At 46.0% G+C, this 16,011-nt stretch carries 16 protein-coding genes and 1 other annotated feature; of the genes, 5 read left to right on the top strand and 11 right to left on the bottom strand.

What is annotated here, in order from left to right; genetic code table 11:
* Positions 1-60: 60 nt before the first annotated feature.
* Positions 61-1,380, bottom strand: coding sequence for a dicarboxylate/amino acid:cation symporter (locus AB4180_RS02810; RefSeq protein WP_347231067.1), 1,320 nt, complete (start codon positions 1,378-1,380; stop codon positions 61-63).
* A 410-nt stretch (positions 1,381-1,790) separates the two neighbouring features.
* Between AB4180_RS02810 and AB4180_RS02815 the strand changes: the two genes are divergently transcribed.
* Together AB4180_RS02815 and AB4180_RS02820 are read left to right on the top strand one after the other, a co-directional pair.
* On the top strand, positions 1,791-3,197 hold the full coding sequence (locus AB4180_RS02815) for a nodulation protein NfeD (RefSeq protein ID WP_102249586.1): 1,407 nt from the start codon (positions 1,791-1,793) through the stop codon (positions 3,195-3,197).
* 82 nt (positions 3,198-3,279) lie between these two features.
* Positions 3,280-4,077: a slipin family protein gene (locus tag AB4180_RS02820; RefSeq protein ID WP_102249585.1), complete on the top strand. Its 798-nt coding sequence runs from the start codon at positions 3,280-3,282 to the stop codon at positions 4,075-4,077.
* Between the two features lie 116 nt (positions 4,078-4,193).
* Here AB4180_RS02820 and trpA read toward each other — a convergent pair whose 3' ends face one another.
* The 7 genes from trpA to AB4180_RS02855 all read right to left on the bottom strand — a co-directional run bounded on the left by trpA (position 4,194) and on the right by AB4180_RS02855 (position 11,365).
* Positions 4,194-5,000, bottom strand: coding sequence for a tryptophan synthase subunit alpha (trpA, locus tag AB4180_RS02825; RefSeq protein ID WP_102249584.1), 807 nt, complete (start codon positions 4,998-5,000; stop codon positions 4,194-4,196).
* Positions 5,000-6,190 (bottom strand): tryptophan synthase subunit beta, encoded by a 1,191-nt coding sequence (gene trpB, locus AB4180_RS02830; RefSeq protein WP_004729801.1) that lies wholly within the window; start codon positions 6,188-6,190, stop codon positions 5,000-5,002. Before trpB ends, trpA begins: the two co-directional genes overlap by 1 nt.
* Before the next feature lie 131 nt (positions 6,191-6,321).
* Complete coding sequence (gene trpCF / locus AB4180_RS02835; protein ID WP_102249583.1) at positions 6,322-7,773, bottom strand: bifunctional indole-3-glycerol-phosphate synthase TrpC/phosphoribosylanthranilate isomerase TrpF; 1,452 nt, start codon at positions 7,771-7,773, stop codon at positions 6,322-6,324.
* A gap of 20 nt (positions 7,774-7,793) precedes the next feature.
* A complete protein-coding gene (gene trpD / locus AB4180_RS02840; RefSeq protein WP_102249582.1) occupies positions 7,794-8,789 on the bottom strand; it encodes an anthranilate phosphoribosyltransferase in 996 nt (331 codons plus the stop codon).
* 9 nt (positions 8,790-8,798) lie between these two features.
* Positions 8,799-9,443, bottom strand: a complete 645-nt coding sequence (locus tag AB4180_RS02845; RefSeq protein ID WP_102249581.1) for an aminodeoxychorismate/anthranilate synthase component II — start codon at positions 9,441-9,443, stop codon at positions 8,799-8,801.
* Positions 9,444-9,445: 2 nt separating this feature from the next.
* Entirely contained in the window at positions 9,446-11,053 is a 1,608-nt protein-coding gene (locus AB4180_RS02850; RefSeq protein WP_102249580.1) for an anthranilate synthase component 1, read from the bottom strand.
* Positions 11,054-11,178: 125 nt separating this feature from the next.
* Positions 11,179-11,293, bottom strand: a sequence feature (Trp leader region).
* A complete protein-coding gene (locus AB4180_RS02855) occupies positions 11,240-11,365 on the bottom strand; it encodes a trp operon leader peptide (RefSeq protein WP_009848753.1) in 126 nt (41 codons plus the stop codon). Its footprint overlaps the feature before it by 54 nt.
* A 120-nt stretch (positions 11,366-11,485) precedes the next feature.
* Between AB4180_RS02855 and rnm the strand changes: the two genes are divergently transcribed.
* From rnm to rluB, 3 genes are all read left to right on the top strand, one after another.
* On the top strand, positions 11,486-12,355 hold the full coding sequence (rnm, locus tag AB4180_RS02860) for an RNase RNM (RefSeq protein WP_004729788.1): 870 nt from the start codon (positions 11,486-11,488) through the stop codon (positions 12,353-12,355).
* Between the two features lie 55 nt (positions 12,356-12,410).
* A complete protein-coding gene (locus AB4180_RS02865; RefSeq protein ID WP_102249579.1) occupies positions 12,411-13,031 on the top strand; it encodes an L-threonylcarbamoyladenylate synthase in 621 nt (206 codons plus the stop codon).
* Between the two features lie 159 nt (positions 13,032-13,190).
* Positions 13,191-14,219, top strand: coding sequence for a 23S rRNA pseudouridine(2605) synthase RluB (gene rluB / locus AB4180_RS02870; protein WP_004729784.1), 1,029 nt, complete (start codon positions 13,191-13,193; stop codon positions 14,217-14,219).
* Positions 14,220-14,423: 204 nt separating this feature from the next.
* On the opposite strand, the gene AB4180_RS02875 is transcribed toward rluB, so the two are convergent.
* The 3 genes from AB4180_RS02875 to yeiP form a co-directional block, all read right to left on the bottom strand.
* Positions 14,424-14,915, bottom strand: coding sequence for an RNA methyltransferase (locus tag AB4180_RS02875; protein WP_004729783.1), 492 nt, complete (start codon positions 14,913-14,915; stop codon positions 14,424-14,426).
* 89 nt (positions 14,916-15,004) lie between these two features.
* The gene (locus AB4180_RS02880; protein ID WP_012604336.1) at positions 15,005-15,334 is read right to left on the bottom strand and encodes an HI1450 family dsDNA-mimic protein; all 330 of its coding nucleotides are present in this window, start codon (positions 15,332-15,334) and stop codon (positions 15,005-15,007) included.
* Between the two features lie 10 nt (positions 15,335-15,344).
* Complete coding sequence (yeiP, locus tag AB4180_RS02885; protein WP_009848748.1) at positions 15,345-15,914, bottom strand: elongation factor P-like protein YeiP; 570 nt, start codon at positions 15,912-15,914, stop codon at positions 15,345-15,347.
* Positions 15,915-16,011: the final 97 nt, after the last annotated feature.

A 16,011-nucleotide genomic window follows, 5' to 3' on the forward strand; every position in this document is an offset into this window, starting at 1 on the left:
TCTTAAACGATCGGCATTAACTCAATGAGTGGCTTTTTGGTCTTTAGGTTACGAAGAAGTTTAAGCTTGTTGTTTCTCTAGCTCAGCTTCTTTCACTTCGTCTTTGATTAGAGAATCAACGATTACCGCACATGCTGCATCACCAGTGATATTCAGAGCTGTACGAATCATGTCGAAGATACGGTCTAGAGCGAATAATAGAGGTAGACCTTCGATAGGGATACCAGCTGCTAGAAGAACCGCAACCACTAGGAAAGAAGGACCTGGAACACCTGCTTGACCAACTGCGCCTAGCGTAGAGGTTACGATGATAGCAACGTAAGCGCCCATAGACAGGTCGATGTTGAACAGCTGTGCAAAGAAGATAGCAACCAGGCCGTAGTAAATTGCATTACCAGACATGTTGATCGTCGCACCAAGTGGCAGAACGAATGAAGCCGTAGAGTTGCGAACGCCAAGTTCTTTCTCTACCGTTTCCATTGTTACTGGTAGTGTCGCCATTGAAGATGCTGTTGATAGTGCAACCGCTTGAGGCTTCTTCATTGCCACTAGGAACTTCTTAGCTGAAGTCTTAGTGAAGATTTGAATCATCAGTGGGTAAGCAACAAAGCCGAAGATAAGAATCGCAGCGATGTAAACAATGAACAGCTTGAACACGACCATAAGCGCGCCAAAACCAAACGTACCGACTGCTTCAGCCATTAGGCCGAATACGCCAAGTGGTGCAATGATCATAACTTTGTTGATCATCCATACCATAGCGTCAACGATAGCATTTACACCGTTGATGATAGGGTCACGTTTCTCTTTTGCTTGTTTAGAAATAGCAATACCAAAGAATAAGCAGAAAACGAGAATTTGCAGAATGTTTGCTTCATTCAGTGATTGGAAAACGTTGGTAGGGATCATGCCAGTGATGGTTGCCCAGAACGTTGGAAGTTCGCCTTTCGCAGCGTATTCTGAAGAGAACATGCCTTCAACGCCAGAAACATCGATACCACGCCCCGGTTCGAACACTTCACCCATTACAAGCGCTAGTGCTACAGCAAGTGCAGACGTTAGTGCAAAGTAACCCAGTGTTGTTACACCGACTTTACCAGCCGATGAGCTATTACCTAGACCTGCAGCACCTGAAATTAGGGCAACCGCGACTAGAGGAATAACCAGCATCTTGATCAAATTGATGAAGATAGCACCCAGTGGAGCGAACATAGTTGCGCTGTCACCCATCATCGCGCCGACTGCGGTACCGATGATCATTGCAATAACGACTTGAATGCCAATATTGCTTAGTAAACTCTTTTCTTTTAACACTTCCATAACCTCTGTGCTACTAAATATAAAAATCCCAGAACTACTCACCAATGTACGATGTACCATTGGATTAATATTTCGCGACGAGTTTTACACGTATCCTTTACATTTATCAATATGAGCAGAGGTGAAAGTCTCTGAAAAACAGGTGGTCTAATGTCATTTGTTGATTTTGCACAATAATGCAATCGTTTGCCTTGGTTTTTTATAGCGATGTTATTTGTTGAATTTATAAAAGCTTTTTCGCTGGAGGTTTTGTGAATGATTTACAATCGTTAGTGTTGAAAACGTCCCATTAACATTTTGATTTCATTTGCGAGTGTTTTTTGAACGTTTATGTTGGGGTAAATCCACAGGTACGTGTTGTGTGAAATTTAGCCTGAACTATGCTTAAGGTATCTATTTATTACCAAGATGTTACCTCTGCGCTTTAAATAAAACGTCTATCTAGCATCTCAGTTGTAAGGAGAGGGGCTATGACTTTTATATTAAAGTACTTGTTTGCGTTTCTTCTGTTGTTCAGCTCTGTGTTCGCTCAGGCCGATGATGTCTGGGTGATTGAGGTGAACGGAGGGATAGGTCCGGCGACCAGTGATTACCTCACTAGAGAAATAGAACAAGCTCACGATGAGCAAGCAAAACTCATCATTTTGAAAATGAATACGCCTGGCGGGTTAGATTCGTCGATGCGTGACATAATTCGATCCATCACCACCTCACCGATTCCAGTCGCTACTTGGGTTGGGCCTGCGGGTTCGCGAGCAGCGAGCGCCGGAACCTATATTTTACTTGCCAGCCACGTTGCTTCCATGGCGCCCGGAACTAATCTAGGTGCAGCAACCCCAGTGTCTCTTGGCGGTGGCAAAACGCCGACTAATCCCTTGTCGCCTCAAGATGAGGCCAATAAAGACGACAACACTTCTGCGAGTGAGCAAGACGCAACGAAACAAGAGAATTCAGATCAAGTAAAAGCCACCACTGCGATGGAAAAGAAAGTCATCAATGATGCAGCGGCTTACATCGTCAGTTTGGCTAAGCTGCACAAACGTAACGAAGAATGGGCAGAAAAAGCGGTAAGAGAGGCAGCCAGCTTGGATTCTGAGAATGCACTGACTCTTAACGTGATTGATTTTATTGCCAGCGACCTTCAGCAATTGGTTGAACTGAGCAAGGGACGCATCATCACCATCAACGGTGTCAGTCAGGAAGTCCAACTTAGTGATGTTGCTTTTGTCGAGCGAGAACAAGACTGGCGCTTTAGTCTGCTTTCGGTGATCACGAACCCGAACGTTGCATATATTTTGATGCTGATTGGTATCTACGGTTTGTTACTCGAATTCTATAACCCCGGTGTCGGGCTACCGGGTGTTTTGGGGGGAATCTGTCTGTTATTAGCTATGTACTCCTTACAAATGCTGCCAGTGAGTTATGCAGGCCTTGCGTTGATTCTGCTTGGAATTGCCTTAATGGTCGCAGAGGCCTTTAGCCCGAGCTTCGGTATCTTCGGTTTGGGTGGCGTCGCCGCATTCACATTGGGCTCGATCATGCTGATGGATACCGAAGTGCCGGGTTATCAAATCGCGTTGCCGTTAATTATCGGTATTAGCCTATTCTCTGTCGCTTTTATCGTTGTAACTATCTCTATGCTAGTCCGAGTGAGAAACAAGCCGGTGACTACGGGGATGGAAGCGGTTGTCGGCGACACTGGCAAAGTGGTAAGCGGCTTCCCCGGTGCAGGTCGAGTATTGGTAGAAGATGAGATCTGGCAAGCCAAATGCGCGAGTGAATTGCAAGCGGGGCAGCTTATTAGAGTGACCAAACTGACTGGGTTGTTGTTGGATGTTGAGGCGTTGCCCGATGAGACATCATCGAAACCTAGCTAGCGCGGACTGTTAGCGTGGAATGCTAGTACAAACGTTATTGAATTATTTATTGCTTAACCATCGTTACCATTAGGGGGCGGTTATGTTTATACACACTATAGGTATTGTCATTGTGCTCGTTATCTTGCTGATAGCCAGCATGTTCAGAGTGCTGCGCGAGTACGAGCGTGCAGTGGTGTTCTTCCTCGGGCGCTTTTACGGTGTGAAAGGGCCGGGCTTGATTATCATCATTCCTTTTATCCAACAAATTGTGCGAGTGGATCTACGAACTATCGTTTTGGATGTACCAACACAAGATTTGATCACACGCGATAACGTGTCGGTGAAGGTGAATGCCGTGGTGTATTTCCGAGTGTTGGATCCGAAGATGGCGATCAACAACGTTGAGAATTACCTTGAAGCGACTAGCCAACTTTCACAAACAACGCTGCGTTCGGTGCTCGGTCAGCATGAATTGGATGAGCTGTTGTCTGAGCGTGAAGAGCTTAATAGAGACTTACAAGCGATACTGGATCAACACACCGATAACTGGGGGATCAAGATTGCCAATGTCGAGATCAAGCATGTTGATCTGGATGACAGTATGGTGCGAGCTCTTGCTAAACAAGCGGAAGCCGAGCGTTCTCGTCGAGCTAAGGTAATACATGCAACAGGTGAGCTTGAAGCATCCTCAAAGTTACGGGAAGCGGCCGAAGTGCTGAATCAAGCGCCCAACGCCATTCAATTGCGATATATGCAAACGCTAACCGAGGTGGCTAACGAAAGAACCTCCACCATCATCTTCCCAATGCCCATCGATCTGGTCGAGAAGATAACCGATCCGATCAAAGCGACACTCAATGAGGCTGCAATCAAGAAAACGATGAAAGCCGATGAGTAATTCGCTCAAATGAAAAGCAATAAAAAAGGCTCCACAACTGTGGAGCCTTTTAGTATTTGAATCGCTGGTTCTATTTAACGACCATTGATTACGAACGTCTATTTAATGACCGTCGATTATTTCTGCGTTGCCGCTTTCATTGGCGTAACAAACTCCGCAAGTGCTTTAAGCATTGCTTCTGGTTGTTCAACGTTGTTTTCAATGATTTTAACTACGGCTGAGCCTGAGATAGCACCGGCAGCGCCAGCTACAATCGCTTCTTTCACTTGTTCAGGAGCCGAGATACCGAAACCAAGCAGTGCTGGTGGCGCATCGAACTTGTTCAAGCGATCAAGCAGTGCCGTTACTGGCATGTTTGCTTTTGTTTCTGCACCCGTTACGCCTGAGCGAGAAAGTAGGTAGGTGTAGCCGCCACCTAGCTCAGATACTGATTGAAGCGTTTCATCACTTGCTGTTGGTGGAGCAATAAAGATTGGGTGAACACCAAACTTCTTAGCTGCAGCAACAAACTCGCCACTCTCGTTAGTTGGTACATCAGCAATCAATACTGAATCGATACCTGCTTTTGCGCAGCGTTCGTAAAAATTTTCTATACCACGTGCGTAAACCAAGTTTGCGTACATCAGTAGGCCGATTGGTAACTCTGGGTATTTAGCACGAATTTGACCGATAAGATCGAAGCACACATCTGGCGTTACTTTTGAATCTAACGCGCGAATGTTTGCGCCTTGGATTGTTGGGCCATCTGCAAGCGGATCTGAGAATGGGATACCAAGCTCAAGTGCGTCAGCACCCGCTTCAACTAGCGTTTCCATAATCTTAAGAGACTGCTCAGGGTTAGGATCGCCAACCGTTACGAATGGTACAAATGTGCCCTGATTCTTTTCAGCTAAGCGAGTGAAGAGTGATTGATAGCGATCCATTATAATGCTCCTTTCTCTTTAAGAATGTCGTGTACGGAGAAAATGTCTTTGTCACCACGACCAGATAAGTTAACCACTAATAGCTGTTCTTTCTCTGGGTCGTCGTGAGCCATTTTGACAGCGTGAGCCACAGCATGAGATGACTCGAGTGCTGCGATAATACCTTCTTTGCGTGCAATCAATTGGAACGCTTCTAGCGCTTCATCGTCGGTTACGTTGTCGTATTCAGCACGGCCAATAGCATTTAGGTGCGCGTGTTGAGGACCAACTGATGGGAAATCTAGACCAGCAGAAACAGAGTAAGACTCTTCTACTTGGCCGTTCTCATCTTGCATCAGTGGTGCTTTCATACCGAAGAAGATACCGGTTTTACCGTGCTTAAGCGGCGCGCCGTGTTGGTCGGTATCAATACCTTTACCAGCAGGCTCTACACCGATCAGGCGTACAGACTCTTCTTCAATGAAGTCAGCGAACATACCGATAGCGTTTGAACCACCTCCGACACAAGCGATCACGGCATCTGGAAGGCGACCTTCACGAGCCAAGATTTGGTGCTTCGTTTCTTCACCAATCATGCGTTGGAAATCACGAACAATCGTTGGGAATGGGTGAGGGCCAGCCGCAGTACCCAATAGGTAGTGCGCGTCTTCATAAGTTGCAGACCAGTCACGTAGCGCTTCGTTACATGCATCTTTTAGCGTTGAAGAGCCAGAATGAACAGGGATAACCTCTGCGCCCATTAGCTTCATACGGAACACGTTCGGGCTTTGACGTTCAACGTCTTTTGCACCCATGTAAACACGACACTTAAGGCCCAATAGAGCACAAGCTAGAGCCGTTGCAACACCATGTTGGCCTGCGCCAGTTTCAGCGATGATTTCCTGTTTACCCATGCGTTTTGCTAGCAATGCTTGGCCAAGAACTTGGTTTGTCTTGTGAGCACCACCGTGAAGGAGATCTTCACGCTTTAGGTACAGTTTGGTTTTTGTACCTTTGGTCAGGTTACGCGTTAGCGTTAGTGCCGTTGGACGACCTGCGTACTCTTGCAGAAGCGTCATGAATTCACTGCGGAACTCAGGATCTGCTTGTGCATCGATAAATGCTTGTTCCAGTTGGTCTAGTGCTGGCACTAGGATCTGCGGTACGTATTGACCACCGTATTCACCAAAGTAGGCATCGAGTTTAGCCATTGTGTTATTCCTTCAATTCTATCGATGTGTATTCACACCAAGTCATTTAATCTTGCTTGAGCTTCGCAAAAGGCAAAGCTCACAAATATGTTTTTAGTTTCTGCTTTCTAATTTCTAGCGCCGAGCTTGGACTAGTAATTACGAATCGCTGCAAAAGCGCGTTGCAGTTTGTCTGCGTCTTTTTTACCTGGAGCTGATTCAACGCCAGAGTTTAGGTCTAATCCTAAACAACCTAACTTAGCGGCTTGGTTAGCGTTTTCTGGGTTTAGGCCACCCGCTAACATAATTGCGCTTTGGTTGTTGATTAGGCTCCAATCGAACGCTTGGCCAGTACCACCCGTTTGAGAACCCACTTTAGTATCTAGCAGGTGACGAGTCACGTTGCTTTTCAGTAATTCTGGTAGCGCGCTTTTAGCACCGTTTTCACCACCAGAAGCCACACCGTAAGCTTTCCAAATCTCAACGCTTTCAGGTATTGATTGTTTTAACTCATCAACAAATGCTTGAGACTCATCACCGTGCAGTTGCACAGCGAACAGGCCTAGCTCAGATACCGTTTTCGTAACGTCTGCTACGCTGTGGTTTTGGAACACACCCACGTAGTTCAGCGGTGCGCCACTCATGGTTAAACGAGCCGCTTCGATATCCACATGACGCTTAGACGCTTCAACGAAAATCAAACCACCGAACACCGCACCAGCTTGATAAGCCTTCGCGGCATCGTCAGAGTGAGTTAAACCACACACCTTGTTTTCACCGAGCGTCACTTTACGCACCGCAAGCTCTAGGTTCTTTTCAGCCATCAGAGAGCTACCGATTAGGAAGCCGTCTGCAAATGTTGAAAGGTCACGTACTTGCTGATGGTTGTAAATGCCAGACTCTGAAATCACGACTGCGTTTGGAGCCAGTTCGCGAATCAGCGGCGCCAACTCTTTGGTACGGTTCAAATCAGTCGAAAGGTCACGCAGGTTGCGGTTATTAATACCGATCACTTTTGCTTTTAAAGCGACAGCGCGATGAAGCTCTTCTTCGTTGCTGACTTCGGTAAGTACGCCCATATTTAGCGAGTGAGCAACGTCAGCAAGTGCTTTGTACTCTTCGTCATCCAATACCGAAAGCATTAGCAAAATTGCGTCAGCTGAGTAGTGACGAGCTAGGTAAACTTGGTAGGTATCAACCATGAAGTCTTTACACAGGATAGGTTGCTTAGCAATGCTGCGAACCTTAGGTAAAAACTCAAAGTCACCTTGGAAGTACTTCTCGTCTGTCAGCACAGAAATCGCGTTGGCGTGGTTGTTGTAAACCGATGCAATGTAGTCCAAATCAAACTCGTCACGGATTAAACCTTTTGACGGAGATGCCTTCTTACATTCAGTGATGAAAACCGTTTGTTCACCGCTCAGTGCATCATAAAAGCTGCGGTCTGTTGCGGTTAACGCTGCTTTAAACTCGTCCAATGGTTGAGTTTGCTTACGCGCTTCAACCCATTGGTATTTATCTCGAACGATTTTTGCTAATACTTCCGCCATTTCAGCTTCTTTGACTGAAACGTGGGTCGACAGTTTATCGGTAGTCTGTGTCATGTTCTTTGTCTCGTCGTTCGTTAGGCGTGTGCAGCAAGCTTTTGTACAAGCTCGTACGCTTTGCCAGAGTTCATCGCGTCAATCGCTTGCTGTGCGTTGGCTTTTAGATCTTCGTGACCAAATAGACGCATCAGCAGAGCAACGTTCACGGCTACTGCGCCAACTTGAGCATCAGTGCCTTTACCTGTCAGGATATCGGTTGTGATGGCTTTGTTCTCTTCTGGCTCGCCGCCCTTGATTGCTTCAAGAGGGTGAGTGTTCAAACCAAAGTCAGCCGGTGTCACTGTGTACTCGTGAATTTTGCCATCTTTGATTTCAGCAACGATCGTCTCGCCGTGAATAGCCACTTCATCGAGGCCGCTACCGTGAACAACCGCAGCACGCTTCATACCCATTTGCAGCATGGTTTCCGCGATAGGGCGTACTAGCTCTTTGCTGTAAACACCCATTAACTCGATGTTAGGGCGAGCAGGGTTAATCAGTGGGCCAAGGATGTTGAAGATAGTGCGTGTTTTCATTGTTTGGCGAACAGGCATCGCGTGACGCACGCCACCGTGGTATTGCGGAGCAAATAGGAATGCTACGCCAAGCTCGTCAACAGCCGTACGTGTATCTTCCGCGGTCATCGCTAGGTTAATGCCGAACGAGTCCAGTAAGTCAGAAGAACCTGATTTGCTCGATACACTGCGGTTACCGTGTTTTGCGACTTTTAAGCCACACGCTGCTGCTACAAATGCAGAAGTTGTAGAAATGTTGATGGTGTTGTGACCATCGCCACCTGTACCTACGATGTCAGCGAAATCGTAATCAGGGCGTGGGAACGGGTTTGCATTGGCAAGCAGTGCTTTTGCCGCGCCAGCGATTTCGTCTGGCGTCTCGCCTTTGATCTTAAGTGCAGTCAGTGCAGAAGCCATCAGGATTGGGTCTAGTTCGCCCTTGATGATGACATCAAATAATTGTTGGCTTTCTTCTTGAGTAAGAGACTGCTGTTCGTAAAGTTTATTAATCTGTTCCATGATCGTTTCCTAGTTAGTCTTTTGGTCAAGAGTCGCTGTCTTCTCAAGGGGAGAGCTTTTCTCTAAATGAATAGGTTTCTCAAGAGCCCATTCGATAGCGTTTGCTAGAAGCGTTGCACCGTAGGTCGTCATAATTGATTCAGGGTGGAATTGGAATCCACAAACCTTGTCTTGTTCTTGAACTACAGACATCACCAAATCATCGACTTCAGCGGTCACCGTTAGACTATCGGATACATGCGTTGCCACTAAAGAGTGGTAGCGAGCGATAGCTAGTGGCGAAGGTAAGCCTTGGTAAGTCGCATGGTTTTGGTGTTCCATCATCGACACCTTACCATGAATGATTTCGCCAGCGCCTGCAACGGTGCCGCCGTAAGCTTCAACAATCGCTTGGTGGCCTAAGCAAATACCAATCATTGGCACTTTGCCTTTTAGTAGCTGAATCAGCTCTGGCATGAAGCCCGCATCAGCCGGAGCGCCGGGGCCTGGTGAAAGCAGTGCAACAGGGTTGTCTAGCTCGTTGATCGCCGCTTCAACAACCTTTGCCGGAATGTTGTTACGGTAAATCTTTACGCTGTGACCTAATGAACGAAACTGGTCTACAAGGTTGTAAGTGAACGAGTCGAAGTTATCGATGAATACAATATCAGCCATGATTACGACTCCTTCTTGTTTGATGTGTGCTGATTTGCAGCAGCGCTTTTAGTATGTGCAGCTTGAATCGCTGAGATAACCGCTTGTGCTTTGCCGCGCGTTTCATCTGCTTCTGCTTGTGGGTCTGAATCGAACACCACGCCCGCGCCCGCTTGTACTTGTGCCACGCCATCTTCAACGTACGCAGAGCGAATCACGATACACGTATCTAACGTGCCTTCACCAGTTAGGTAACCAACTGCACCGCCGTAGCTACCACGACGTGTTTTTTCTACGTCACGAATAAGCTGCATTGCACGGATTTTTGGTGCGCCTGTTAGCGTACCCATGTTCATACAAGCTTGGTAAGCGTGCAGGGCATCTAAGTCTTCACGTAGTTGACCAACAACACGAGAAACCAAGTGCATCACATGACTGTAGCGATCAACTTTCAGCAAGTCTGCTACGTGGCGAGTGCCTGCTTCTGCAATACGTGCCACATCGTTACGAGCTAGGTCGACTAGCATCATGTGCTCAGCGTTTTCTTTCTTGTCGGTACGCAGTTCAAGTTCGATACGGCTATCTAGGTCGAAATCGATTTGACCGTCTGGGCGTTTACCGCGACGACGAGTACCAGCAATTGGGTAAATCTCGATTTGGTTGGTTTCAGTTTCGTACTTCAGCGCGCTTTCTGGAGAAGCACCAAATAGAGTAAACAGCTCATCTTGCATGTAGAACATGTAAGGGCTTGGGTTACTTTGCTTGAGTTCTTTGTAAGCCGCCAATGGAGTAGGGCAAGGTAGCGTAAAGCGACGTGAAGGTACCACTTGGAATACATCGCCTTTAACGACGTATTCTTTTAAATCACGAACCGTTTGGCAGAAGTCTTCATCTGAAACACTCGGTACAGCGTCAACGTTGTCGAGTGGTGTAACTTCTGTGATGGCTTTCAATGACTGACACTGTGTTTGAATGTCGGCTAGGCGCTCTGTTAATTGCGCTTTGATGCTTTCATCTTGAGCAAACAAGCTCGCGTGAAGTAGGCCTTCGTTTTCTTGGTGGTCGAAACGTAATAGAGTCTCGGCAACGTAGAAAACAAAGTCAGGGCAGTTGTTGGTTGCTTCAGCATCGCCTAGCGGTTCAAAGTTCGCCACGATGTCGTAAGCGAATAGGCCAGCCATGAATAACGCGTGTTTGTTATCCGCGTCTTGCTCAAAGCTGTGTTGAACCAAACGCAGTGCATCGAATGAAGACGCTTCTCTTAAACGTGAATCTTCGTCTAATTCGTTGCTTGGCTCAACAAAAGTCAGCGTCAAAACGTTATCCGTAAGGTCAGATTTTATCTCTGTTTTAACGTTTTGAGATAGGTGTTCGATAAGCGCTTGACCATTTTGAGTCAACGCTTGAAAGGTTACTTCATGTCCGCGACATACGATGCGAACAGCAGAGTCGATAAGGAGTAGGCTTGTCAGGTTCTGTTTAGATTCAATCTCAGCAGATTCCAACAACAGACTGTCTGTTTTGTTTTCACAAAGAGTATGAAAAACACTGGTTGGATCTTGCGAGTAAGGAACGGAAGAATTGATGACCTCAATGGTTCCCAGCTTTTTGATTTCAATGGCCTTGTTCACAAGACCTCCTTTATGATTCTTTAAATTTCCTGCCGTACATAGTCGCATAAAGATACCTTTCACCCAATCTAGAATATGGTCAATTCGTTGATTTGTTAGTCAGTTGAATGTGAGATGTTCGACAAATTAAAAAGCCCGCTATGAAAGCGGGCTTAGTGATAACTTTTTTATAAACAAACTGTTTAATTAGAAGTACACGTTGGCCCACCAAGAACTTGTCCAAGTGCGCCACCAATTAAGCTCTGAACTTGCTTCTACTGAAGAAAGTTCTAAAACTTTATCTTTATGGTTTTGGTTAAATTCTTGTAACATAGTGAACCTATCAAATGTGATACTTCGTATTTGCGTACTAGTTAACTAGTTTTGCGCTTGCAGGTCAAGTGCGTTGACACAAATATAACGATAAAAATTGAAAACAATGAAAAAGAATATATGAGAATTGATCTACATAGTCATACAACAGCCTCAGATGGCCGACTTACTCCACCTGAACTGATTGACCGAGCGCTAGGCTTTAACATCGAAGCGTTAGCGATTACAGATCATGATACGACTGATGGACTTGCTGAAGCACGCAGCTATATTGCTGATAACAATCTTCCTATTCAGTTGATTAACGGCATCGAGATCTCAACTGTTTGGCAAAACAAAGATATCCATATTGTTGGGTTAAACGTCGATCCTGAATCACCAGAATTGAAAGCGTTAATTGAACAACAGAAGCAACACCGTGTCGGACGTGCAGAGATGATTGCTCAACGTCTTGAGAAAGCGACTCGTGAAGGCTTGCTAGAAGAAGTTAAATTGATTGCGGGTGATGCGCCTATCACTCGTGCTCACTTTGCTAAGTGGTTAGTCGATAACGGCTACGCAAAAACCATGCAGCAGGTGTTTAAAAAGTTTCTGACTCGCAATAACCCGGGTTATGTGCCGCCAACGTGGTGTTCAATGAGTGATGCTGTAACGGCTATTCATGCTGCTGGTGGTCAAGCCGTATTAGCTCACCCCGGCCGATATGGCTTAACAGCGAAGTGGGTTAAGCGTCTGTTAGCTGCATTTGTTGAAGCAAAAGGTGACGCTATGGAAGTCGCTCAGCCTCAGCAAGCGCAACAAGAAAGACGCACACTTGCGGATTATGCTATACAATACAAACTATTAGCCTCCCAAGGCAGTGACTTCCATTATCCATCTCCGTGGATGGAACTTGGACGTAATCTCTGGCTACCTTCTGGGGTCGAAGAAGTATGGAAAGATTGGGAGTTTCAAACGGTTTCACCAACTGATACCGATGACAGTATTTAGGTGAACCAGCTCCTTCTGATGATAGAGTCGAGAGATTCGATAACGAGGATCAACAATGAGCCAGTTTTTTTATGTACACCCAGATAACCCACAAGCGCGCTTAATTACTCAAGCGGTTGCGATTATTCGCAATGGCGGCATTGTGGTTTATCCAACAGATTCCGGTTATGCGCTGGGCTGTCAGCTTGAAAACAAACAAGCACTTGAACGCATCTGTAAAATTCGTCGAATCGATGATAAGCACAATTTCACGTTGTTATGCCGTGACCTTTCTGAATTGTCACTGTATGCACGAGTTGATAACGTTGCTTTCCGTTTACTTAAGGCACACACGCCCGGTGCTTATACGTTTATCTTCAAAGCAACTAAAGAAGTGCCAAAGCGTTTGATGAACGCTAAGCGTAAAACGATTGGTATTCGTGTACCAGACAACAAGATTGCACTTGACCTGTTGGAAGCAATGGGCGAGCCATTGATGTCGACGTCTCTGATTCTTCCGGGTAACGAGACAACTGAATCGGATCCAGAAGAAATTCGCGACAGCCTAGAGCATGCGGTTGATGTCATTTTGAATGGCGGCTACTTAGGTGAGCAACCGACTACGGTTATTGACTTCAGTGACGATGACGCCGTTGTTTTACGTCGTGGTGCCGGCGATCCAGCGCCGTTTGAATAATAGAGTTACTGATTAACAGTCTGTAACGAAACAGCAAACCTGCCAGAGTAAATAACAAGTGCTTTTTGGCAGGTTATTTGCGATAATACGCGACCGCGATTTGGTCGCGAAAAATTCATTCGACGTCTGTGAAGACGACAATTAGGTAGAAAAGAGTAAATGAGCGAAAAATTACAGAAGGTTTTAGCGCGAGCTGGTCACGGTTCTCGTCGTGAACTAGAAGGTTTAATTAAATCTGGTCGTGTAAGTGTTAACGGTCAAGTTGCGAAATTGGGTGAGCGTCTTGAAGACGAGAACTCAGTGATCCGTATCGATGGCCACACTATTACAGGCAAAGCCTCTGAAGAAGTGGTTTGTCGTGTACTTGCTTATTACAAACCGGAAGGTGAGCTTTGTACTCGTCATGATCCTGAAGGCCGCCGCACTGTTTTCGATCGTCTACCTAAGATCCGTGGTTCTCGTTGGATTTCAGTTGGCCGTCTTGATGCAAACACATCGGGTCTTTTGCTTTTCACTACTGATGGTGAACTTGCAAACCGCCTAATGCACCCAAGCCGTCAGGTTGAGCGTGAGTACCTAGTACGTGTGTTTGGTGAAGTGACTGAGCAAAAAGTTAAGAACGTGACTCGTGGCGTTCAACTTGAAGATGGTATGGCTCGTTTCGAAGACGTGGTTTACGCTGGCGGTGAAGGTATGAACCATACTTTCTACGTAGCGATTAACGAAGGTCGTAACCGTGAGGTTCGTCGTCTTTGGGAATCACAAGAAACAACAGTAAGCCGTCTGAAACGTGTACGTTACGGTGATATCTACCTTGATAAGAAACTGCCTCGTGGCGGTTGGAAAGAGCTAGATCTTCAAGAAGTAAACTACTTGCGTGAGCTTGTTGAACTTCAGCCAGAAAAAGAGACACTGTTGGATCTTGATCCTGCAAACACTTCTCGTAAGCGTGAGCGTTCTCGTAGCCAAAAAATTCGTCGTGCTGTTAAGCGTCACGAAGAGCGTGCAAATGCTCCTAAAGGCCGTAGCAACCAGACTAAGCGTAAGAAGCCTGCAACTCGCGGTACTACAACACCTGATTCAGGCCGTAGTGCTCCAGCGACCAATGGCAAACCTCAGGCTACCAAAAAGCCTAAACTGAACAACGGACGCCCGGCTAAACCGGCTAAGCCAAGATCACGTAAGTAATTACACCAGTAGTTGCTACAGTTCTTAAGCTTAAAGCTTAATCCAACGTTTCGAATACTAAAAAACCTGCTAACTTAGCAGGTTTTTTTTCGTCTTGAATATGGCGCAGTTCAAATCATGTCGAAGTGCTTACCAAGTAGAAACGATTAACCAGGTAGAAGTGCTTCACTAGCTAGGGTGACTAGCTATGGACTACGATTGGTATTAGGTCACTTTCAAATGATTCGAGAAGTTGTCACCCTTCGCCATGCGGTCATACAAAATAACATTGACCGCGGCAGCAAGGTTCATGCAGCCATTAGTCGGAACGTAGATGGTTTCACGACAGAAGTCCGTGATCTCTTTTTTCAGAGTTCCATCTTCAGGGCCGAAGATATAAAAAGCACGAGGTGGGTGCTTATAATCAGGCAGAGGCTTAGCGCCTTCTATCAAATCAACCGCGATGGGCACGCAGCCAACTGGAATAATGTCTTTCAGGTCTTCAACACCAATTAATGGTAGCTCAAGGTGCTTTTCCTTGGTGTCGGTATGAAATTGTCGAGCGTGGTCATAACGGGTGCCAGTATAAAATACAGAGTTTGCTCCGTAGCAACCAGCTGCTCGCATTACTGAGCCAACATTTTCAGGGGTTTTGGGATTTACTAATCCAACACAGGCATAGCCTTTGGATAGGGTATCTGTCTTTGCTTTGGTCATAATTTTGTAGAGTTGCAGTTTGGTAAAGTGATGAGGCTATGAAGTCGTAAGAAAACCAGCTCAGTACTCTGAGCTGGTTTAAGAAGAGCCTAGTCGCGTTTCCACAACATGTGACAGAACTTGTGTTCAGGGTCACGGCTGATCAGTAGACGAGCGAATACGTCATCTAAGACATCATCAGCTTCATTTACAAGACCAATGCGTACTTCAGCGTAGATCTCTTTGTCGACTTCAAAGCCAACATGTTCAACCCAATCGTCACCAGTTTCAACAAGTTCTGCAGCGCCACGATCTTCAAACTGAGCCGTGAATAAGATCACGTCTGCAGGTTCAAGGTTATCAGCAGCCATCTCTAGAAAGATGTCGTATGCAGTGTCAATTGCATCGTCGTAAGACATTAGGTCGTTAGCTTCGGTCATAATCAGTATCTTAGCTTGCGCGGTTCATGTATTTACGTTCAGCTGTGTTCACAACAACTTTGTCGCCAGTTGCAATGTACTCAGGAACTTGAACAGTAAGGCCTGTAGACAGACGAGCTGGTTTAGTACGAGCTGAAGCAGATGCACCTTTGATTGAAGGGTCTGTCTCTTCGATTACTAGCTCAACTGAAGTTGGTAGCTCAAGAGTCGCCGCAGTACCGTCGATAAGAATCGCGTACATACCTTGCGTATCTTCGTTGATGAACAGCAGTTCGTCTTCGATCATTTCACCGTTGAAGATGAACTGTGTGTAATCTTCGTTATCCATGAAGATGTACTCGTTGCCATCAACGTAAGAGAACATCACTGCACGCTTAGTTACGTCGATCGTTTCAACGATTTCGTCAGCCTTGTGACGAACTTCTGTTTTAACGCCAGTTGCTACATCGTGACCACGGAAGCGGTAAATCTTTTGACCGCCACGGCCACCTGGTGTTGTTACTTCGATATCTTTAACTAGTACTGTTTTGCCATCAACATTGATCGCAAAACCTTTTTTAATCTCACTTGCTCTAGGCATTTTGTGTTTGTCCTTATTGGGTCTATCCGGTGATTATATCTCGTAGACGCTATAAATAGGAATAGCTTGAATCATAAAGTCACCTAAGCGATCATAG

It is taken from the genome of Vibrio sp. 10N.286.49.C3 (assembly GCF_041469545.1).
GTDB classification, from domain to species: Bacteria; Pseudomonadota; Gammaproteobacteria; order Enterobacterales; family Vibrionaceae; genus Vibrio; species Vibrio tasmaniensis_A.

Coding starts and splice junctions, on each gene's coding strand:
- trpD (WP_102249582.1), bottom strand. CDS start 8,789: ATGGAACAGATTAATAAACTTTACGAACAGCAGTCTCTTACTCAAGAA.
- AB4180_RS02865 (WP_102249579.1), top strand. CDS start 12,411: ATGAGCCAGTTTTTTTATGTACACCCAGATAACCCACAAGCGCGCTTA.
- AB4180_RS02820 (WP_102249585.1), top strand. CDS start 3,280: ATGTTTATACACACTATAGGTATTGTCATTGTGCTCGTTATCTTGCTG.
- rnm (WP_004729788.1), top strand. CDS start 11,486: ATGAGAATTGATCTACATAGTCATACAACAGCCTCAGATGGCCGACTT.
- AB4180_RS02855 (WP_009848753.1), bottom strand. CDS start 11,365: ATGTTACAAGAATTTAACCAAAACCATAAAGATAAAGTTTTAGAACTT.
- trpA (WP_102249584.1), bottom strand. CDS start 5,000: ATGGATCGCTATCAATCACTCTTCACTCGCTTAGCTGAAAAGAATCAG.
- rluB (WP_004729784.1), top strand. CDS start 13,191: ATGAGCGAAAAATTACAGAAGGTTTTAGCGCGAGCTGGTCACGGTTCT.
- AB4180_RS02880 (WP_012604336.1), bottom strand. CDS start 15,334: ATGACCGAAGCTAACGACCTAATGTCTTACGACGATGCAATTGACACT.
- trpB (WP_004729801.1), bottom strand. CDS start 6,190: ATGGCTAAACTCGATGCCTACTTTGGTGAATACGGTGGTCAATACGTA.
- trpCF (WP_102249583.1), bottom strand. CDS start 7,773: ATGACACAGACTACCGATAAACTGTCGACCCACGTTTCAGTCAAAGAA.
- AB4180_RS02845 (WP_102249581.1), bottom strand. CDS start 9,443: ATGGCTGATATTGTATTCATCGATAACTTCGACTCGTTCACTTACAAC.
- yeiP (WP_009848748.1), bottom strand. CDS start 15,914: ATGCCTAGAGCAAGTGAGATTAAAAAAGGTTTTGCGATCAATGTTGAT.
- AB4180_RS02815 (WP_102249586.1), top strand. CDS start 1,791: ATGACTTTTATATTAAAGTACTTGTTTGCGTTTCTTCTGTTGTTCAGC.
- AB4180_RS02875 (WP_004729783.1), bottom strand. CDS start 14,915: ATGACCAAAGCAAAGACAGATACCCTATCCAAAGGCTATGCCTGTGTT.
- AB4180_RS02810 (WP_347231067.1), bottom strand. CDS start 1,380: ATGGTACATCGTACATTGGTGAGTAGTTCTGGGATTTTTATATTTAGT.